The sequence below is a fragment of the Prosthecobacter debontii genome, from assembly GCF_900167535.1.
Lineage (GTDB): Bacteria > Verrucomicrobiota > Verrucomicrobiia > Verrucomicrobiales > Verrucomicrobiaceae > Prosthecobacter > Prosthecobacter debontii.
In genome coordinates, this window is sequence record NZ_FUYE01000003.1 from 234,117 (window position 1) to 255,049 (window position 20,933).

The 20,933-nt window shown below is 55.4% G+C and carries 15 protein-coding genes; 6 read left to right on the plus strand and 9 right to left on the minus strand.

The genetic code is table 11. From position 1 onward, the window contains the following. Positions 1 to 693 (minus strand): hypothetical protein, encoded by a 693-nt coding sequence (locus B5D61_RS05840; RefSeq protein ID WP_078812385.1) that lies wholly within the window; start codon positions 691 to 693, stop codon positions 1 to 3. Positions 694 to 696: 3 nt separating this feature from the next. After that, the gene (locus B5D61_RS05845) at positions 697 to 2,553 is read right to left on the minus strand and encodes a TolB family protein (protein WP_176159243.1); all 1,857 of its coding nucleotides are present in this window, start codon (positions 2,551 to 2,553) and stop codon (positions 697 to 699) included. A gap of 695 nt (positions 2,554 to 3,248) precedes the next feature. Here B5D61_RS05845 and B5D61_RS05850 point away from each other — a divergent pair. From B5D61_RS05850 to B5D61_RS05875, 6 genes are read left to right on the plus strand one after another with little or no spacing between them, the layout of a single operon-like run. Continuing rightward, entirely contained in the window at positions 3,249 to 6,137 is a 2,889-nt protein-coding gene (locus B5D61_RS05850) for an SNF2-related protein (RefSeq protein ID WP_078812387.1), read from the plus strand. Between the two features lie 10 nt (positions 6,138 to 6,147). After that, on the plus strand, positions 6,148 to 8,454 hold the full coding sequence (locus B5D61_RS05855) for an AAA family ATPase (protein WP_176159244.1): 2,307 nt from the start codon (positions 6,148 to 6,150) through the stop codon (positions 8,452 to 8,454). Between the two features lie 57 nt (positions 8,455 to 8,511). After that, on the plus strand, positions 8,512 to 10,413 hold the full coding sequence (locus B5D61_RS05860; protein ID WP_078812389.1) for a site-specific DNA-methyltransferase: 1,902 nt from the start codon (positions 8,512 to 8,514) through the stop codon (positions 10,411 to 10,413). Further along, complete coding sequence (locus B5D61_RS05865; protein WP_078812390.1) at positions 10,410 to 13,343, plus strand: type III restriction-modification system endonuclease; 2,934 nt, start codon at positions 10,410 to 10,412, stop codon at positions 13,341 to 13,343. The genes B5D61_RS05860 and B5D61_RS05865 overlap by 4 nt, the downstream gene beginning before the upstream one ends. Positions 13,344 to 13,369: 26 nt before the next feature. Continuing rightward, on the plus strand, positions 13,370 to 14,527 hold the full coding sequence (locus tag B5D61_RS05870) for an SAVED domain-containing protein (RefSeq protein ID WP_078812391.1): 1,158 nt from the start codon (positions 13,370 to 13,372) through the stop codon (positions 14,525 to 14,527). Then, the gene (locus tag B5D61_RS05875) at positions 14,524 to 15,282 is read left to right on the plus strand and encodes a nucleotidyltransferase domain-containing protein (protein ID WP_078812392.1); all 759 of its coding nucleotides are present in this window, start codon (positions 14,524 to 14,526) and stop codon (positions 15,280 to 15,282) included. Before B5D61_RS05870 ends, B5D61_RS05875 begins: the two co-directional genes overlap by 4 nt. Before the next feature lie 93 nt (positions 15,283 to 15,375). Here B5D61_RS05875 and B5D61_RS05880 read toward each other — a convergent pair whose 3' ends face one another. The 7 genes from B5D61_RS05880 to B5D61_RS05910 form a co-directional block, all read right to left on the minus strand. After that, positions 15,376 to 15,654 (minus strand): hypothetical protein, encoded by a 279-nt coding sequence (locus B5D61_RS05880; RefSeq protein ID WP_078812393.1) that lies wholly within the window; start codon positions 15,652 to 15,654, stop codon positions 15,376 to 15,378. Next, positions 15,651 to 15,980, minus strand: a complete 330-nt coding sequence (locus B5D61_RS05885; RefSeq protein WP_078812394.1) for a hypothetical protein — start codon at positions 15,978 to 15,980, stop codon at positions 15,651 to 15,653. Before B5D61_RS05885 ends, B5D61_RS05880 begins: the two co-directional genes overlap by 4 nt. Before the next feature lie 5 nt (positions 15,981 to 15,985). Then, the gene (locus tag B5D61_RS05890; RefSeq protein ID WP_176159245.1) at positions 15,986 to 17,032 is read right to left on the minus strand and encodes a CHC2 zinc finger domain-containing protein; all 1,047 of its coding nucleotides are present in this window, start codon (positions 17,030 to 17,032) and stop codon (positions 15,986 to 15,988) included. A gap of 89 nt (positions 17,033 to 17,121) precedes the next feature. Beyond that, positions 17,122 to 18,057, minus strand: a complete 936-nt coding sequence (locus tag B5D61_RS05895) for a replication-relaxation family protein (RefSeq protein WP_078812396.1) — start codon at positions 18,055 to 18,057, stop codon at positions 17,122 to 17,124. Between the two features lie 38 nt (positions 18,058 to 18,095). Further along, on the minus strand, positions 18,096 to 18,290 hold the full coding sequence (locus tag B5D61_RS05900) for a hypothetical protein (RefSeq protein ID WP_078812397.1): 195 nt from the start codon (positions 18,288 to 18,290) through the stop codon (positions 18,096 to 18,098). A 32-nt stretch (positions 18,291 to 18,322) separates the two neighbouring features. Then, positions 18,323 to 19,588, minus strand: coding sequence for a type IV secretory system conjugative DNA transfer family protein (locus B5D61_RS05905; protein WP_078812398.1), 1,266 nt, complete (start codon positions 19,586 to 19,588; stop codon positions 18,323 to 18,325). Positions 19,589 to 19,760: 172 nt separating this feature from the next. Continuing rightward, a complete protein-coding gene (locus tag B5D61_RS05910; RefSeq protein ID WP_078812399.1) occupies positions 19,761 to 20,216 on the minus strand; it encodes an HIT family protein in 456 nt (151 codons plus the stop codon). Between the last annotated feature and the right edge of the window lie 717 nt (positions 20,217 to 20,933).

A 20,933-nucleotide genomic window follows, 5' to 3' on the forward strand; every position in this document is an offset into this window, starting at 1 on the left:
TCAGCCTCCCAATACCTTCCTGAGGAATGCCGCGAGCGGTCGGTCCGGTTTGAGGTCTTTGAACTCCAGCAGGCTCAAGCCAGACGAAGCGGTGAAGGCGGCGATTTGCCGATGGACAATGGATTGGACGAGGTTCTGGAAGAGTCCTCTGGTGTCGTCGCGAAAGAAAGTCACTGGCCGGAGAAATGCCTCGTAAATCACCCCAAAAACGGGGAGGCGCAGCAACAGGTCGTCGAGGCGGTTCCAGCCCATTGTGACGAGATTCCGGCAGAGCGTAACGAAAGCGATCACGTTCAGCGCAAAAATGGCGATGCCCCAGTACAGCCCAAGTAGCTGCCAGTAGGCGATGAATGCTCCCGCAACGAACATTAGCGCCACGATTACTTCCCACCATCTGAGTGAGCAGGGAATCTCGGTGAAGCGCGTGCTGAAGAAAAATGAAGTGCCCCACGGCGCGGCGCAAACGAGGTAAGCGAAGCGCTCGCGCCTAACTCGCAGGTACTCGCGGTTTGCCGAGAGAAGGCCGCCCTCGCGGAAGAAAACTCGCGACACCTCAATATCTGGCAACTGCTTCTCGGCAATCTCTGACTCAATAGCTTTATAGAGATCGCCGGGTGCAATGGAGAAATTCTCCAGGTAGGTAGCTTGGTGGTCGTGCACCAGAGGTTTGCGGTGTTTCCAAATTCCGAACATGGCTCACTTCCGCCCTCCACTGGTTTGGACTTTCAAGGTGCTCTCTCGCTGCTTGACGATCTTCGGCCCCTGATTCGTCAATAGCACTTCTAGGTCCATCAGGACCTCGGCAATCTGCTTCGGCTTGCTGGGGCTAGAGATTTCGATGCGGGCTACGTACGAAAGGGAGAAGCGGTTCCCGGACAATCGAGTCACCTCTATGGGTGGAACGGGCGTCTCGGTGAAGGTGGTGGTCCCGGCACGGTTGCGCCTGAGCATTTCGCCGAATTCTTCGCGGGACATGGATTTGCCAGGCCCGAGGTCGATAGCTGCCCCGTATCCACTCACGACGTTTTCGAGGTCGCCTCGGCTGAAGCGCGCGCTGTGTTCGACTATGAACTGCCGCAGCCTCTCTTCGTCGGCGAGCTTTGGCGTCTGGGGTGTTGGGTCGGGCGACTGTGATCTGACGGTTGTTTGGAGAGGGACGGGCGGCTTTGGCGGAGGGGTAGCTTGCGGCGCGGGCTGAGGCAGGAGCGGAGGACCCACAGGGGACTGGGCTGTGGTTGGCGTTGGCGCGGGCGGCGGTGCTGGCTCAGGTAGAGGCCGCAAATCACGGCTGCGGGACGGCATCAACGTCGCTACTACGGCTCGACGGGGGACAGACTGATTGTCGTCAGCCGCCTTTATCACGGCCCACCAGTCGGGAGAGATCGAATACTCGTCGCCGTCTTGAATCGCCGAAAGCGTCATGAGCACATCGCCCTCCCGAATCGGTTGGCGCTCCTGCTCGATCCAGACGGTGCAGGTCTTGTCGTCCGCCGCGATGAAGCGGGCGTAGCCTTTAATAGTTCTAGGGTTCCCCGCGACGGTCTTGCCGTTGAGCGGGTTGATGATCGGTGCGACCACCGCCGCGCGAACGGACCGCTGTTCCAGCGCTGTCTTTACGGCGGGAGCTGTTGGAAAATCGCTCTTCGACTCCGCAACAAATCGCAGCGAAGGCGACTGGCGAAGCCCCATATAGAGAATGCGAAGACGCTCCGGCTCCATCAGGAAGAACATGGTGCCGTCACGGTTGGGAAACGCGCTGGTAAAGCCGTGCTCTGCGCTTGCCGCGAGTCGAGTGTAGAGTGATTCTTCGTCGTTGAGGGCGAGCGTCCGCGAGTCGTCTCCGAGGCCACCGATGAAGGCGAAGTGTGCCTTCGGCGTCTTCTCCATGCCCGGCGTGAATGCCTCCTGTCCGATGCGCGTCCGCTCGTCATCGGTCAGCTTTGCCCACTGCGGGTCTTTGGCTGCCGTGGCGATGCGCAGGGAATCGAGCGATAAGATGCCCGGATCGCCACGGCTGGGATAAATGACGACGGACTCATCGCGCCACCATACCAAGCCGTAGCGCTGACCCCCATCGAGAGCCGGGATTGGCAGTCGAATCAACTTGCCGCTCTCGGGAACACAGACCCAAATCGCGCCGCTTACACCGGAGACAAAAATGATTCGCTTGTCGTCGGGGGACCAAGACATCGCTGCGATGCCGCCGTCCACCGTGAGCGAGTAATCCGGTCCCGGATCGTAGAGGTGCCGCACGACAAGCTGGTGTTCGCCCCGCTCGCGCGCAACGAACGCGATTTGGCGCTCGTTGCGGGACAGTTCTATGGCCGATTTGGCGTCTGTATTTGGTATTGCGTCTTCGTGCAACACGATTCGCTTCCAGGCGTTTGCCGAATCGAAACCTTCCGGCTTCACATAACGGGGTTGGGGAGGGGGCGTCGAAACGATTGGAGTTGGCTTGGCGGTGACGACAACGGAAGGCTTCTCCATAGCCTTCCCGAACACATAGACCGCAGGCCAGACGAGGACACCGAAAGCGGGCAAGAGGGCGTTCAAAGCGAGGGAGAGCACGCTCCCTCGAACCCCCCATGTCTTGCCGAATACAGTTTGGCGTCGCCTCGCGCGGTGGCTCAAGTTTGCTCCAACTGTCGCGAAGAGCGCGGACGGAAGAATGGATAGTAAAAGGAGGACGACGGCGAGTGGGAACGGCAGGTTCCGAATGGTAGAGCCAAGATTCGCCGAGTACGCTGCCACACAGGCCACCAGAGCCGCTAGAAGGCCGGAGATTGAGGCTTTAGACCGAATTGCGCCTTCCTCTCCCGAAAGCTCTGAAACCTGCCTCCAGGCACCAATCAGCCAGCCAGACGCGAAAGCCGAAGCGAAGGCGGGCAGGAAGAATCTCCCTGCGGGCAGAGGAATGAGACGGTTCCACAGGGAATCGGGAATCCACGCAAAGGCTGCTGTTGCGGCGAAAAGACAGCCCGCCGTTGCGAGCCATTCTGGACCGCCGACTGAATCAGAACTTGCCGATTTCGCGACCATTGCGGTTGGCAGAGCTGCACTGGGACACGCCTACATGAAACAGACAGGCATCGTCAACGGCATTCGCACTCTGAGGATAAAAAACCACGAGGATTGCCACAGCCATTTAGGCACCTATAATGGCTGCGCTCTCTCGACCTCAGGCGTGCTCGCAAGTCTCCAAGACAACCCGAACACTGTTCGTGGTTTGGAAAGCCCAATCCTCCCGGATGAGCACTCCGTATCACGCCAAATACCTAGCCCACGAGCTGACAAAACGCTGCCCCTCAGACAGTGTTCAAAAGCTCGCTGCCTCGCTGGCAGATGCGCAGGTTGATCTAAACCCCCACCAGATTGACGCAGCGCTGTTCGCCTTTCGTTCACCTCTGTCGAGAGGGGCAATTCTCGCTGACGAGGTAGGGCTGGGGAAGACGATTGAAGCGGGAATTCTCCTTTCGCAGAAGTGGGCGGAGAGAAAGCGGAGGTTGCTGATTATTGTCCCGGCGAACCTGCGCAAACAGTGGAGCCAAGAGCTTGCCGACAAGTTCTTTCTCCCGTCGATTATTCTCGAAGCCAAGTCGTTCAACCAGTTCATTAAGCAGGGGAACCTAAACCCCCTCGACCAGCCTTCGATTGTCATCTGCTCCTATCACTTCGCCCGCGCAAAAGACTCCTACCTGAAGCAGGTGAGCTGGGACTTGGTAATCATCGACGAAGCGCATCGTCTGCGGAATGTGTACAAACCGACCAACCGTATTGCGAACGCGATCAAGGCTGCGGTAGCGCACGCACCCAAGGTGCTTTTGACGGCCACGCCGCTCCAAAACTCACTCCAAGAGCTATATGGCCTCGTGAGCATAATCGACGACTACACCTTCGGTGACATTAAGAGCTTCAAGTCGCAGTTCGCCAGCCTGCGGAATGATGACGACTTCAGATCGCTACGCGAGCGGCTGAAGCAGGTCTGCCAGCGCACGCTCAGGCGGCAGGTGCTCGAATACATCAAATATACAAACCGGATTCCGATCACTCAGGAGTTCTATCCGACTCAGGAAGAGCAGGAACTTTACGACCTCGTTTCGGACTACCTTCAGGCTGATCAGCTCTACGCTCTTCCGTCCAGCCGCAGGCAGCTCATGACCATGATTGTTCGCAAGCTGCTAGCATCATCGACCTTCGCTATTTCAGGGACGCTAGAAGCGTTGGCCGCAAGACTCGAAGCTGCCGCAGTTCAAAACGCCCCCGCAGAGGTTGCCCAATGTGATCCTGGAGAAGTGGCTCCTGACTACGATACGGTGGATGAGACTGAGGAAGAGTGGACGGACGAAGAGGAAAAGCAGGCAGAGAAAGCCGCTTACACAGCCGAAGACCTGGCGCGAATCAAAAATGAGGTTGCCTTGCTCAGGCGCTTCACCGCGCTAGCAAAGTCCATTCAAAAGAACTCGAAGGGGGAGTCGCTGCTCCAAGCGCTGAGCGCGGGCTTCAGCGCTGCCACCGAAGCGCAGCGACGAGGTTCTGCGCCCACGCTGAATGCCAAGGCCATTATTTTCACTGAGTCAACCCGGACGCAGAGTTACCTGCTCCAGCTCTTGGAGGGGGCGGGGTACAAGGGGCGTGTTGTTTTGTTCAACGGCACGAATAGCGATCAGCGTTCAAAGCAAATTTATCGAAACTGGATCGAGCGGCATAAGGGCACTGACCGGGTGACAGGCTCACCGAGCGCCGATATGCGAGCTGCTCTCGTCGATTGCTTCCGCGATGAAGCCATCATTATGATCGCCACCGAAGCAGCGGCGGAAGGAATCAATCTTCAGTTCTGCAACTTGGTGGTGAACTACGACCTCCCCTGGAATCCCCAAAGGATCGAGCAGCGCATTGGGCGCTGCCACAGGTACGGCCAAAAGTACGATGTCGTGGTGGTGAACTTTCTCAACAAGAGCAACGCGGCAGACCAGCGCGTTTACCAGCTTCTCAGGGATAAGTTCAAGCTCTTTGATGGCGTGTTCGGAGCCAGTGATGAAGTGCTGGGAAGCATCGAGTCAGGCGTCGATTTCGAAAAAAGGATCGCATCGATTTACCAGACCTGCCGGACACCGGAGCAGATCGATTTTAACTTCAACCAGCTCCAGCAAGAACTCGAAGGTCAAATCGACGAGCGAATCAGCCAGACACGGCAGCAACTCTTGGAGAACTTCGATGAAGAGGTTCAAGAGAAGCTGCGTGTTGGCAAAGCGAGAGCGGAAGAAACCCTGTCTCGTTTTGAGCAGTGGCTCTGGCAAATCACGCGCTTTTACCTGCGCGACCATGCGCAGTTCGCAGACGAAGGGCACTCGTTCCAGTTGGTGCAAAATCCCTTCCCAGAAGAGCGGATTCATCCCGGCCCGTATCGCACTGGAAAGAATGTTGAAGACGCCAACCTCTACCGAGTTGGGCACCCTCTCGCGCAGCGAATCATTGAGTCCTGCCAAAAGCTGGAAACTCCGGACGCGGAGGTGGTTTTCTCAGCCAGCGGACGGAACATCGCCGCGCTCGACGCGCTGAAAGGCAAATCTGGGTGGTTGTCTGCCTGCGTGCTTACCGTCTCCGCATTTGAAACGGAAGATCATCTCTTGTTAGCGGGGCGCACAGATGATGGGGAGTTGGTGGGGCAAGACCAGCTCCAGAGATTGTTCTCGCTGCCGGCACAATCGGTAACAGCAGTTACGTCTGACGAATCAGCGACACTGGCCCTGCGTGCAGAGTTGGAGCGGCACAAGAAGGCCATACTAGTGAATCTCAGCGAGAAGAACGGCAAGTTTTTCGAGGAAGAGCTAGAGAAGCTGGATCGGTGGGGAGAAGATCAGCGAAACTCTCTCAAGACTCGCCTGAAGGAACTTGAGGATCAAATCAAGGAGGCAAAGCGTTCGTCACGGCTCGCCGCGAACCTTCCCGAAAAGCTGGCCCTTGAGCGCGAGAAGCGAAACCTCGACACAAAGCGAGATGAGGCTTGGAAAGAATACGAAGAGGCCGCAAAGGCTATTGAAGCGAAAAAGGACTCTCTGATTGATGAGGTCGAGCGTCGGCTGGGCCAGCAAGTTCAATTTAAATCGTTGTTTAACCTCAAATGGAGACTCGCTTAAACAGCAAAAAATGAAGATTGATCGAATAGCCAAAATCAAGAGACATCGAATTTTCCGAGACTTCACTTGGCCAACATCTGGCCTCGACGATTTCTCTCGATTCAACCTGATTTATGGCTGGAATGGGGCCGGCAAGACAACCATATCCAACCTGTTTAGGGCCGTTGAGAAACGAGAGGCAATCACTGAGGGGGAGGTTCAATTTGTTTTTGATGGCGCAGCATATGCGGGCGATGCGCTGGCCTCCACGCCTGCACTTCCAAAGGTTCGGGTGTTTAACCGCGACTATGTTAATGCCAGCGTGTTCCGGCGAGATACTGATCAAGTTGTGCCGATTTTTGTTCTTGGAGAAGACAGCGTAGAAAAACAGAAGGAAGTAGAGAGGCTGCGTGCCGCACTGGCTGACCATCAGAAAAATTATCTGGTGGCTGAAGCGGCCCTCAACTCAGCAACAAAGTCGCTGGAAGGCTTTTGTCAGGCTCGGGCAAAAGCAGTCAAAGACTTAATTGGAAATGACGCATCGAGCAGTTACCGCAACTATGAGCGGTCGCGTTTTCGCCAAAAGGCAGAAGCACTGTTGGTTGGGGGTAACGCATCAGCCTTCCAGATTGACGACGACGCTAGGACCAAGCTGATTCAAAGACAGCAGGATAAATCAAAACCCAAAATTCCATTGGTTTCCGCATCCATTTCTGACAGGGAACACCTGTTGAGGGAGGTGAGGGAGGCATTGAAAACATCAGTGGTTTCGGCTGTGATTAATGATCTGGCAAACAAGCCGGATGTTGCGACCTGGGTAGAGAAGGGTCTGCACATTCATTCAACCAGCGATGCCACTGGCCTCTGCAATTTCTGTGGGCAGCGCATCCCCCCCAATCGGATTGAGGAGCTTAACGGGCACTTCAACGATAAGTTCAGAGAGCTGAACCTGCTCCTTGATCGGCTCTGCGAAAGAATTGATCGGGACAGAGCAACGCTCCGCGCGCTGCGGTTGCCTGACGCCGCGGCTCTCTACACAGACTTAGTTGAATCATATAAAACGGCGGAGTTGCGGGTCAACCGAGCGGCTGTCCGGCGTGAAGCGGTGCTTGTTGCGCTGGTAAGCGCCATCAATCAAAAGAAGCTGCGGCCTTTTGAGACGATTGAATTCACCCCAGAGTCAGAGCGTGAAAGCCCCGCCACGGACGAGGGGCGTGAATCGTTTGAGGATTCAGTCGCTGTGTTAAACCAACTGCTAGAGAAGCACAACACAGAAACCGACGCTTTCGACCTCTCCGTCGCTGAGGCTAGGAACAAACTGGAATCCCACGAAGTAGCTGACGCGCTTCAGGATTATGCTGATCGCGTGAAGACATTAAGCGACGCAGAAACAGAACGCTCAAAACTACAGGCATTGATTTCCTCTGCGGACTCGCAGATAACGGCCATCGAGAAAGAAATTGCGGAGCATGTCAGGCCAGCGGAAGAGCTAAATCAGGAGTTGAGAAGTTATCTGGGGAGAGATGAATTGCAGTTTCATCCAGAAAAAACCGGCTACACCATTACACGCTCTGGAGTGCCCGCTCAAAATCTCAGCGAGGGGGAGAAGACGGCTGTGGCGTTTCTACACTTTTTGAAGTCTCTTCAGGGTAAGGATTTTCAAATCGCGAATGATGTTGTTGTCATTGACGACCCGGTTTCGAGCCTGGACGCTAATGCCCTTTATTGCGCCTTCGGATTTATGAAGGAACGCTGCAAAGATGCAGGACAGCTTTTCGTGCTGACACACAATTTTTCGTTCTTTCAGCAAGTAAAAGATTGGTTCGATAATCTGCGCGGGCCGGACAAGCGCAAGCATCAGCGCTATCTTCTTGAGACGCGTAATTCATCCACGGAGGGTAGAACCGCTGAAATCAAAGCACTCGACTCACTGCTAAACGATTATCAGTCTGAGTACCATTTTGTGTTCGTCCGCGTTTATCAAGAAGCCAATAACTCACACCCGGTACTCGATCTCGCTAGCGTTTACGGAATGCCAAATATGGCGAGAAAGTTGCTAGAGTCCTTCTTGGCATTCCGCCAGCCGGGCGATACCGATACATTGCACGCGAAAATCGGGCGCACGACTGGCCTTGATCCCGCGCTGAAGGCCAGAATGTATCGCTTTTTGCAGACACATTCTCACGCCGACCGCATCGGCGAACCTGGGCATGATCTATCCATTCTGTCAGAGACCCGAGACATTCTGCGCAACTTGCTCCAACTGATGGCGCTAGAGGACAAACCTCACTATGACGCCATGGAACTACTCGCCAAGACCAAGCTGGGCCTTGACTGACCACCTTAGCCACAAGACCCACTCCTGATTTACAATAGCCTCACCGCAAAGGAAAACATGCCAGAACAACCCGAAAAACTCGATATTTCCTCCCTCAATATGGTGGATTTTAACCGCACCAGTCTCAAAGAGCTTTTCCCAGAAGTATTCACGGAGAATGGAAAAATCGACTTTGATCGACTCAAGCTCACCCTCGGAGAAAGCATTGATTCGGGGAAAGAACGCTTTGGCTTGGTTTGGCCCGGTAAGGCGGATTGCTTCAAGACAATCCAGCAGATGAGTACAGGGGCATTGCTACCTCAACGAGAAGAATCTGTCGATTTTGATAGAAGCGAGAACCTGATTCTCGAAGGCGACAATCTTGAGGTATTGAAGCTTCTCCAAAAAGCATATCTGCGGCGGGTTAAAATGATCTACATTGACCCCCCATACAACACGGGCGGTGATTTTATCTACCCAGACAATTTCTCGGAAAGCCTCCAGACTTACCTGGAGTTTACGGGTCAAACTGACGGCGAGGGAAAGAAGCTGAGCACCAACACTGAGTCTGACGGTCGATTCCATTCCAAGTGGCTAAATATGATGTATCCACGCCTGTTTCTGGCGCGGAACTTACTGCGGGAAGACGGTGTGATCTTCATCAGTATTGACGATCACGAGGTCGATAACCTGAGAAAGCTATGCAATGAAATTTTCGGGGAGGAGAATTTTCTTGGCTGCATTGTTTGGCAGAAAAAGTACGCTCCCGCGAACGACACTATCGATCTCAGTACCTCACACGACTACATACTCGCTTACGCGAAGACAAGACCTGTGGACGCGTCAGGAAATATCGTCGCCCTGCTAGCGCGAGAGGAGCGAACTGAAGACATGAACAAGGCCTACACGAACCCCGACAACGATAAGCGTGGCGCGTGGAAGCCGGGTGACTATACCTGCAACAAGTCGGCTGACGAGAGGCCAAACCTCTACTACCCAATCACCCAGCCGCTAACAGGTGAGGAGATTTGGCCAAAGAAGTCGCGCGTCTGGGCATACAGCAAAGATCAGCATGAAAAGAATGTCGCAGACGGTCGGCTGTGGTGGGGAAAGGAGGGCAACAACAAGGTTCCTGCCTACAAGCGCTTCCTCACCGATGTTGGAGGCGTTGTGGCCCAAACCGTTTGGCTTTGGGATGAGGTTGGTCACAACGATGAAGCGAAGAAGGAGGTGCAATCTCTTTTCCCGGACGCACCTGATGCCTTTGAAACACCGAAGCCGACCCGTTTGATCCGAAAATTACTCAGTCTGGGAGCGCCCGGCAGCGATGACATTGTCCTCGATTTCTTTGGTGGAAGCGGCACTACGGCTCACGCGGTCTTGGAGCGAAATCGGGACGAAAACATCAGTAACAAATTCATTCTTGTTCAGTTACCCGAACCGACTGGACGCAAAGAGTTTGTCACGATTGCCGACCTCACGAGAGAGCGTGTCAGAAGGGTCATCAAGAGGCTCAGTAATGAGGGCGAAGGGCTTTTGGATTTGTCTTCTAAAGCTAAAAAAGACCTCGGATTTAGGGCGTTCCGACTTCAATCTTCGAGCTTCAATCTCTGGCAAGCATCAGCAAGCGACGGCGAGACGGGGCTAGCTAAGCAATTAGAGCTGCATGTTTCGCATGTCGCCCCTGGGCGGTCTCAAGATGCCTTACTTTTTGAGATCTTGTTGAAGTCGGGTTTCCCGATCACAACTCAAGTTGAGACAAAATCGATCAACGAGCAGAGCATCCATTGTGTCGCTGACGGTGCTCTGGTTGTGTGCCTCGAAAAAAGCATACTGCCTGAGACCATCAAGCACATCGCTGATCTCAGGCCGGAGCGAGTTGTCTGCCTTGACGAAGGCTTTGGCGGGAACGATCAGCTCAAGACGAACGCCGTCCAGACGATGAAGGCAAAAGGAGTAACCAGCTTCCGCACGGTATGAAGCTCCAGTTTGACGCAAAGCAAGAGTACCAACGGCAGGCTGTTGAAGCTGTCGTAAATCTTTTCGACGGCCAGCCTTTAGCTCAAGGCGATTTTGAAATCGCTTTTAGCACCGAAGGGCAAGCCCTTTTTAGCGGTCAGACGCAGACGGAGCTTGGCGTAGGGAATCGGTTGCTGCTCGATCGCGAGACGCTGCTGAAAAATCTCCAAGAGGTTCAAGTGCAGAATGACCTCGATACGGATAGCGCGTTGCTTCCCGTCACGGGGGAGGCTTCTGCACCGCTCAACTTCTCGGTCGAGATGGAAACGGGCACTGGCAAAACTTATGTCTATCTCCGAACTATTTTTGAACTGAACAAGACCTACGGCTTCAAGAAGTTCATAATAGTGGTGCCAAGCGTGGCGATTCGTGAGGGTGTGCTCAAAAATCTGGAGATCACCAACGATCACTTCAGGGCGCTCTACAACAATGTTCCCGCAGAGCATTTTGTTTACGACGCGAAGCGAGTAAATCGGCTTCGCCAGTTCGCTTTGAGCAACCAGATTCAAATTCTGGTGATCAACATTGATGCGTTCCGCAAGAACTTCACCGGGACGGCAGACGAGAACAAGAGCAATGTCATTTACAAGGAGAGCGACAAGCTTTCAGGGCGACAGCCAATCGAGTTTGTCCAGGCGACCAACCCCATCGTCATCATTGACGAACCGCAGAGCGTAGATGGCACCGAGAAGGCGCAAGAGGCTATTCGTGCCCTGAACCCGCTCTGCACACTTCGCTACTCAGCCACTCACCGCAATCCGTACAACCTTGTTCACAAGCTCGACCCGATCAGGGCTTACGAGCTGCGTCTGGTGAAGCAGATTATCGTCGCCAGCGTCACGGGCGATGGGGCGCAGAACGAGGCGTATGTGAAGCTGCTCAAAGTTGACAACACAAAGGGAATCAAAGCTCAGGTCGAGATTGATGTTCAGCAGGCCGATGGGCCAAAGCGCAAGAAGGTCGCCGTGAAGCATGGCGACGATCTGCACATCAAGTCGAACGAGCGGGCGCAATACGCCTCGGGATACGAAATCACCGAAATCAATGCCGAGCCGGGCAATGAGTTCATTCAGTTCAGCAGCGGCAAGCGAGTTTCCTTGGGGGCAGAGCTTGGCGGTATTCGAGACGACCTGTGGCGAGTTCAGATTGAGAAGACTGTTCGCAAGCACCTTGAGAAGGAGAAGCAGCTCCAAGGACGGGGCATCAAGGTTCTATCCCTTTTCTTCATCGACAAGGTGGCAAACTACCGCGCATACGACGGGCAGGGTCAGCCTGTCAAAGGCAAGTTCGCGCTGGCCTTTGAAGAGGCATACAAACGGCTCACCTCCGAGGGGCCGCTCAAAGACTTGCTCCCGTGGCCTGTTGAGCAGCTTCACAACGGTTACTTCGCCCAAGACAAAAAGGGCATCCTCAAGGACACGAACGGAAGCACACAGGCTGACGATGATGTTTACAACCTCATCATGAAGGAGAAAGAGCGCCTGCTGGCCGCTGACGAGCCGCTGCGCTTCATTTTCAGCCACTCCGCGCTTCGCGAGGGTTGGGACAACCCCAATGTGTTCCAGATTTGCACGCTGAACGAAACGCAGTCGGCGACGAAGAAGCGGCAGGAGATCGGTCGAGGACTCCGGCTCCCGGTCAACCAAGAGGGCGAGCGGGTGTTCGACGAGAACATCAACAAGCTCATTGTCGTGGCGAACGAGAGCTATGAGGATTTTGCGCGGACGCTTCAGACTGAGTACGAAGTCGATTGCGGCGTCACATTCGGGAAAGTGCCAAAACTCGCCTTCGCGAAGCTTCAGGTGCTAGAGGGCGACGAAACAAAGCCGCTCGGGCGTGACGCTTCTGAGGTGATCTGGTCTTCGCTCGTGGCGAAGGGCATCCTCGACGACAAGGGGAAAATACTCCCGGCCTTCAACCCGAAAGCGCCCGGCTTTGATCTGGGGCTGCCAGCGGAACACGCTTCGCACCGCGCCGAAATCATCGAGGTGCTAGCGAGCTACCAAATCGAACGCCACATCAAGCGAGACGAGGACGGGAAGCCGCTCGTGTTCAAAAAAGCGCTCGCGCTCGACCCGGAGTTCCAGGAGCTTTGGAAGCGCATCAAATCGAAGACCACCTATTCGGTCGAATATTCGACCGAAGTGCTGGTGAAGAATGCGTCGGCAGCCATCAAAGAGATGGAGCGCGTTCAGCCGGTCCGCATTCGCTATACAGAGGCGGGCCTTGGGCTTGAGAACAAGGGGGTCACCTCAACCGTCCTGCGCGAGTCGGGAGAAACCGTCGAGTATCGCGGTGCGCTGCCGGACATCATCGCCTACCTTCAGGGTGAAACAGAACTGACCCGCGCCACGCTGGCGAGAATTCTGAAGGAGTCCGGGCGACTCGCGGAGTTTCTGGTCAATCCGCAAAAGTTCATGGACCAGGTTGCCTCGATTCTGAAGCGAGAGCTGAACCGGCTGATCATCGACGGCATCAAGTACGAGCGAATCTCAGACGAGGAGTTCAGCATGAGGCTGTTCGAGGAGGAAGAGATTGTCGGCTACCTCCACAACCGTCTGGAGGTTCAAAAGTCAGTCTATGACGCGGTTGTTTACGATTCGGAGGTGGAGCGTGAGTTTGCCGAAAAACTCGACAAGCGGGAGGATGTGAAGTTGTTCGTGAAGCTGCCTCACTGGTTCCTTATCGAGACGCCCATCGGCAAGTACAACCCGGATTGGGCCATCTTGAAGCACGATGATTCTATTCTATACCTCGTGCGCGAAACCAAGGGCACCAAGGATTTCGAGAAGCTGAGGAACAGTGAAGCCGAGAAAATCCGCTGCGGACGCCGACACTTCGAGGCGCTTTCGGTGGACTTCTCGGTGGTCACCTCGGCGAGCGAGATTTAGCGAATCGAAAATAGTTTTGATCAGCAATGATGACAGAAAAACAGATTCGGAAGCCTCCTTGCGAACCTGTTTCGTCCGCTCGTAATTACAGCGCAAAGACACTCAAGATTCTGTGGGGGCGTTCTGCTGGGCGCTGCGCGGTGCCCGAATGTCGGGCTGAATTGATCGTGGATGCTACCAGCTATGACCCAATCGTGGTCATTGGAGATATTGCACACATCGCCGCATCGAGTGATATCGGGCCACGTTCTAACGCAGCCTTGACGGCTAAAGAGAGAGATAGCTACGATAATCTGATTCTTCTTTGCAAAAATTGCCACGCTCGTTTTGACGGCCAAAAAGTAACGAACACGGTCGAGGCCATCAAAAAGCTTCGCGCTGAGCATGAGGCATGGGTTCGGGCATCTTTGCCTGAACGTGGGCGCAGTGCAACGCCCTGGCGCGTCCTCCTGGTGCAGGGTGACTATCCTATTGATGCGACACACGCCGAGACTGCGCTCTCGCCTGATCATCCAAAAGGTCCCCCAACGGTTCTAACCGCACCATCAAGTCAGCCGTGGGGAAAACTTTACAAATCTATAGAAAAGACCGTTCGCAGATTCCTATCAAAAGGAGACTCTTTTGAGAGTCGGTTCGCAGTCTTTCCTCTTGCGCCTGTGTCAGTATGCATACTCGTCGGTTACCTTCTGACCAACCGCCCAAGAGTCCGATTGTTCCAACACCATCGAACGCGTGGGCAGTGGAGTTGGCCAAAAGACAAGCGGGGATCGGGGGATTTTGTGATCAGCGGCATGCCGAAAAAGAGCACCCTCAAGAAAGGCGAAGTAGCAATATGTTTCAATCTAAGTGCTCGAATTCGATCTGCTCAGCTGCCTATCGATAAGAAACTGCTTCTTGGTTTAATAGATATCGCCGTTTCAGAACCGAGCGTGCATTGGCTTCAATCTTCCGATCAGCTTGAAAAGCTGGGCGCTGCTGTGGCGAATTTGTTTGGGGCGATTCAAAGTTATTATCCTGAAGCCTCACGATGGCATCTCTTCTTTGCTGGTCCAGCTCCAGCCGCGATCAAGGTTGGTCAACAATTGAACCCAACAATGACCCCGCTTGTTCAGTTATATGAATTCCGTCAGGCAGGCGGTTCGGCATATACAGCCAGCTTGCTTTTGGGAGAACATTGCAAATGAGCAACCACGCTTACCTAAAACAACTGCTCGCCGAGCAAGATTTGAGGCCTGAAGAAGTTGAGACACTTCAACGTTGCGGAAGGGCTATTCAGAGGGCTGTTGCTCGCTTGGATGGCAACCCTCGTTTTTACTACGCTGGTTCATTTGGGAAGCAGACAATTATCAGAGAGAATTTTGATTTAGATATTGTCGCGTATTGGCCTGACGACTGTGGCTATACGCTAAAGGGCATCTTCGATGCGGTCGGAAAAGTATTGCAAAATGAGTGGAAATCTGCCCGCTCTAAAGGGGTTGCCTGGACAATCTCGTTTAAGGGAGGCTTCCACATTGATGTTGTTCCGGGCCGGGCGTTGGACAAGACATTTAGGGAGGCAAATCTTTATCGAAACGACAAAGACTCCTCAATGAAAACTAGCATCAAGGTCCACATCGAAACAGTGAAGAAAAGCGGCCGAAGAGATGCCATCCGCCTCATGAAACTCTGGAGAACTCGGAATAATGTGCCCGTTAAAAAGTCGCTGATCCTGGAGCTGCTGACGATCAGGGCATTGGAGGGGACAACATCGCCCGACCTGGAGCATCAACTGTTGACAGTTTTTTCTCATTTGCGTGAGAATATTGAAGTGTGTCGAATTGTGGACCCGGCCAACTCAAACAACGTCGTATCGGATGAACTCACTGCGCGGGATCGGAGCGCTATTAGGACAGCGGCGTCAGCGGCGATTGCCGCAGGTCGTTGGAGCGAAGTATTTTAGGCTTGGGTTTACTCGCGGGTAGGCCTAACAAGCAACGACTTGCCGCTATCTTCCAAATAGAAAACCGCCTCGATTGAGGCGGCGAAGTGATGCTTAGTATTCACTTGGCAGCAGCACAGTGGTAGCGCTACGGTCAGCCTCAGTGATGATCCAGAACTTTGTCTGATTCCGACCGTGATAGGCGGACAGCAGGCGTTCACCGTGCCGGAGAGCTTCCTCGTTGGCCTGGATGTCTTCCGGGCAGAGGTCGCCCCAATCGCCGCATGAGTGTCGGGACATCCCATTATTGATGTCGCCGGGAGTCAGAGCCTCCAGCGCCCCTGGCGTGGCGAGGGTTCTGCCTAGCATGAACTTTGGTTTTTTGTCGCTCATAGGTTGTGGTCGTTGAAGGTGGCAGCGATGGCGTCGAGATCGTCGCCAAGCAGTTCCTCGACGGCGTGCTTGATCGCGGTGCGGTCTGCGTTGGGCTGTGCGTCGGCAGGGCAGGCAGGGCACCGGATCAGATGCATGACCGTCTTGCCGAACTCGTAACTGGCTTCCTTGAACGCGGCGCGGTAGTGAGGGGAGAGCCGTTCGCTTTGCGGCAGCCGTCCCCACCCGTGCGCCTCGTCTTCAGGGAGCATCGTCTCGTAGATGGCGTCTTGGAAAAGGTGCCAACTGTCCCAAGGCTCTCCGCAGGCGGAGCAATGAACATCCATGGCGGTCAGCGGGTGCGAAGCAGTGCTTCGATTTCGACTTTCTCCAACTGCTCCGGCTGGTGCCGGTACTCTCCGATGTCCAAGGCCCGCACGGAGCAGGACCGGGATAGTCGGCTCGCCGCGTCAGACGCCCCGTGTCGCCCTGCTTCATCAGCGTCGAGCATGAGGCACACCTGACCGCCTTCGCCTACGGCATCACGAATCAGAATCTCCTGCCTTGCTGACAGTGACGATCCGAGGAGCGCCACGGTTCGCGGGTAGCCAAGCTGAACCAACCGCAGGCAGTCGAATACGCCCTCGACAACCAGCAACGGCTGCTCATCTGGGACTTGGACGGCACGATCAATGTTGAAGAGTTCGAGCCGCTTCTTGAAGCCCTTAGGGAGCTTGTATTTTGGCTTGTCCTCCGGAGGCGTTCCCGGCCAGCGTCCGATGTACGCGACAAGTTTGCCGTCACGATTTTTGACGGGAATCGCGATGTATCCTCGCAGGCAACCTCTCCCGCAGAGGCCGAGGCCGTAGCTTTGGACCGTCGCCCCGGTCAGGCCGCGTTCCCCAAGGTAAGGGTGGTCTGCCTTCAGGGTTTTGAGTTCAAACGAGAGAGGCGGGTTCTCGCCCGCTTCGTCGTCTTCGCTCGCGTCCTGCTGCCCCGAGGCACCTTCTGGCAGTGGGGGAGAGGGCGCGTGGGAACGACGGGAATGCACGACAGATGACTCGGCAAGCGTGGAGCCGGCCTTGTCGGGCATGAACCATTCCTGAAGCAAGAGCGCCGCCTCACGGAAAGGAAGCCCCTCCCGCAAGGAAACAAAGTCGATGATGTTTCCACCTCGACCGCAGTTGCCGAAGCAGTTCCAGCAGTTTTTGCTGACGGAAACGCGGAACTGCGTGGGGTTGGTTCCCCTATGGATAGGGCATGGGCCGGAGAGCCTGTCACCGCTCCTTTTCAGGGTGCGGATCAAGTCGTAGCGCTCCAGTATTTGTGTGATGGTGATTCGCGACTTCACTTCTTTGAAGTCCACGAAGTCACCGCGAGGCATTGTTGCGGTGCTCATGGATGAACTCCTTTCGGCTATTTGTTTTTTGGTTGATGTGGAAAGAGCCACCCAGCGCGTCGGCTGGGGTGGCTTCCTCGACATCCATTTTACCATGAACAGGGGCGCACTCCCGGTAGCAGGGGAACCTTCCGGCCAGCGCATGAAATCCAGGTGCCAAACGGATCGGCGGCTACTTCGGTCGCGGTGGAGAAGAGAAACATGGTCGTATCTCCGCGTTGGAAACAGGCGGCTGTCGCCCTTCGGATCGATGCAAGGCGCTTCGCGGAGTCGGCGACAACCAGCACCCGGAACCCCGGAATCTGGTAGCGCCTCCAGAGGACTCCAATTTGCCTCGTCGCCTTGTAGGCGATCACCTTCTTCCGAAAGGAGGACAGGTTTGGATCGCGTCGGGAAATAGGCATCGTGCCCCTGTCAGCTTCCAGAAGAAAGAATGACTCCAGGCCGCCCGGCAATTGGATTGAGAAGCCAGCGTCGGGCATCAGGCCGTATTGAGCAGACTCACCATCGAGAACGAACCTGATCCGCCAGCGAAGATGGCGTCTTCTAGGCGAAAAATCCCGCGACAGAATGCCTGACCACTCGTGATGCGGAAGAAACCTCAAGCCTTCAAGAGCGGCGCATCGCTCAAATGAAGAGACGATTTCGCTGACTCTCAGAGAGTGTGAAAGGCTCAGCGCGACTCCAGCGGAGCGGAATCGCGGGGGCGTCGCGAAGGTTGGAAGCCCGTTGTCGCGTAGGGCGTTCTGGCCGGTGGAAGTGATGGCAAACGCCATCGGGGCGTTGCGCTGTCCATCCAGTAAGAGCTGCGACTTGGGGCGCAGTAGGTAACCAGCATGGAACAGCTTCCCCACCCTGCGTATAAAGTGCTGGTGGCTCCCGCCAATGAGCGGGGCGAGATGACTGGAGCGGACGACCCGGTAGCGGTCTGCCAAGTCAAGAATGTGAATATCCCGTCCGGTAAGCCGAATGGTGTCAGAAGGGGAGCGTGTGAACCGTGGCTTCCTCAGCCTCGGTATTCGCACTCCGCTATTCTATCAAATTCAGTGTCTCTTTAGCGCGACTAAAAGAACCAATCGATAATTTCGATCATCAGCCAAAATGCCATTATAACCAAAACCATCGGCCAAAAACCGAATAAAGCCCAAAGCACAATGGCCCAGATCAGCGATTTTTCTGCGCCACCTATTGCCGCTTTTGCGCTGTCCAGAATTACCGCGACAAGCAATACGATCAGCAGCTTCTCCGAATCACTCACAGGAAGTCAGGCTACCACCTCATCTCTTGGGGTCAAAGCACGCTAGCCCACCGGTTAAGCTTCGCCTCAACCGTTGATCGCGAGGTGCAAAATTGCTGCCTTGAGCGGTTGCGAATTATTCTTGTGTATTTCGACTCATCAACAATGATCGGTTCGATCTTCAGGCGAAACGGGTAGCCAGCTCCATCAATTGGACGGACCAAGGCGGTAAAGGGCGGCAGCTCAATAAACTGTGTCGGCGCGAATGTGCCGAAGTTGGTTGCGAGCTTGTCGGCATCTTCGCCAGATACTCGGAAGGCGAAAGTGGTGCCGGTGTTGCCAAGAGTTGCCGCTTGGACTGAAGGTGGAAGCTGCGCGAGATACTGGTGCGCTAGCACGAGGCCGAGGCCAAATTTGCGGGACTCGGAGAGAATCGACGCAAGCGTGTCCGAGAGGAATGACTGCGCCTCATCCAGGACAAGAACGAACTCTCGCCGCTCATCCTGAGAAAGCGAAGCGCGCTCCATTGCCGTGGCGCTCAGAACTGAGGTGATCAATGCTCCAAGCAAGCGAGACGCATCGTCGCCAAGTCCGCCCTTGGCGAGATTGACGATCAAAATGCGGCCGCCTTGCAGGACATCTGCAAAATTCACCCGGAGGCGTACCTGCCCGAGCACCTGGCGCACGCTCGGAATCGCGACAAGTTGACCGAGCTTGTTCTGAATGGGGGCAATCGCTTCCGTGCGAAAACGTCTATCCCAAGCGTCATACTCAGTGCTCCAAAACGAGCGGACAAAGGGGTCGCGGCACTGCCGCACGGCAGAGGCTCGAAACGCATCGTCGGTTAGCAGGCGCGGGAGAGCAACGAGACTCACATTCTCGCAATCCAGCAAGACGCGAACAGCGTGGTAGAGAATATATTCGAGGCGAGGCCCCCAGCTATCGGCCCAGATATGCCGGAACGCTGACACCAGCGCCGAGGCAACGCGGGGTCTGGAAGACTCTGGGATGGCGCAGGAGACGAGATTGAGGGCTGGGGCGAAGTCCGGGTCGCATAGATCAATCAGAACCACATCGTCGAGGCGGGAGGCGGGGACGGCGTTAAGCGCCCACGTCGCCAAATCGCCGTGTGGATCGAGGATTGCCACGCCGTCGCCGTTTTCGATGAGACCATGAATGAAAAGCTGGAGCAGGGTTGATTTGCCCATCCCCGTCTTGCCCAGGACATAGACATGCCGAAGGAAGTCCCGAGTTCGGAAGCGAAAAGGTGAGTTGATGCCAGCGTAACCAAATCGCTGGCCGAGGTAGATGGAGGTCATATCGGAGGCGGCTGCCCTCACCGCGCCGCGTGACAAGCCCCCTTGCGAACAGGCTGGAAACGCAAATACCGGCAAACCATTGTTGTGGAGCCGGGGAGGAGAGTAGCTGCCGCCGATACCCGAAGCGCGGGCTTCAGGTGAAGAGCTAGCCCGTCGTATTATAGCAAGTCCATCATTCTCGGATTAACTGAGCGATGCGGGCAAGCTCCCGATCATCAGCTCGCTTCCAGTCGTGGGAGGAAAGATAGCCCTCGTAAGCCGTGAAGAACTTATCCACGTTCGAGTTGATCTGTCGAAACGAGCTGCTGCTCCCGGTGCCGTGCATCGGAAAGAGTTTTGCGTGAACGTGATCCACGCCATACCCCTCGAATATCAATCCAGTTCTAGCCACTCCTGGCAGTTTGTGATCCAGCAAAAGAGCAACCTGTTTCGCCGCAACTGTGAGTTTTGCGAGAACAGAATCAGCTAGCTCAAATGCGTAACTCGGGTAGTGCAGGCGCGGAATAACCACGGTAGCACCCGGAGTATTTGGGTAGATGGACAAGAAGGCGATGTGGTCTGGATCTTCCCAGACGGTGTGGGCGTGAGCTTCACCACGAGTAATTTGGCAGAAGATGCAATCCTTCATAGGGGTGTAGGCTTGCGGGAAGATGCAGCAAGTTCGCCAACATGCCACTGAGTTGAGGCTGCGATGAAATCAGTCACGCCTATGGCCATCCCTCGTTCAGCAGTCGTGGGCCGGTAGTTACCCCGTCGTACACCCTTCGTTAAGGGTAGTTGAACCGGTTGTTGAAAATCCACCCGCCATGTGGGTGAACCCGTCAGAGGCAGGGGGTGGGCTTTGCCCGACTGCTGCCGCACCTCGTGAGTGGAACCCTCGTTTAGCTGGCCGGTGGTCGCGCTCATTGGATCGGTTGCGAGTGAGCGTAGGTGGGCCAGCGGGCGGAGCGGTCGAACAATGAGCCGATGTGCGCGTGGGTAGGCGGCAGGAGAACCAGTCGTGAAAAGCCGTGGTCCCGCCACAGGCGGGAACCCGTCGTAAAAACTAGTTCCCCATGTGTCGTGACCGCGTCGCGGCCCGACTTGCCGCTGCTTGGCGATGACGGGGATCGTGTTCGTCCCCGGCTCGCCCGATAGCCGCTAGGAAGCAGCGGCAAGTCGGGCCGTGAGGCCGACACATGGGAAGTAGAAATCCTCTTGTTTTACAAGGGAATGGCGCTGCTGAGCGCCGTCGCCACCCCGACATACCGTGGTTGTCGGGGTGGCGTCATGGGCAGGGCAAATGCCCGCCGTCTTCGGCGGTGCTTTGACAGCGGGGGAGAAGGTACGCTTCACTGCCTTCCGG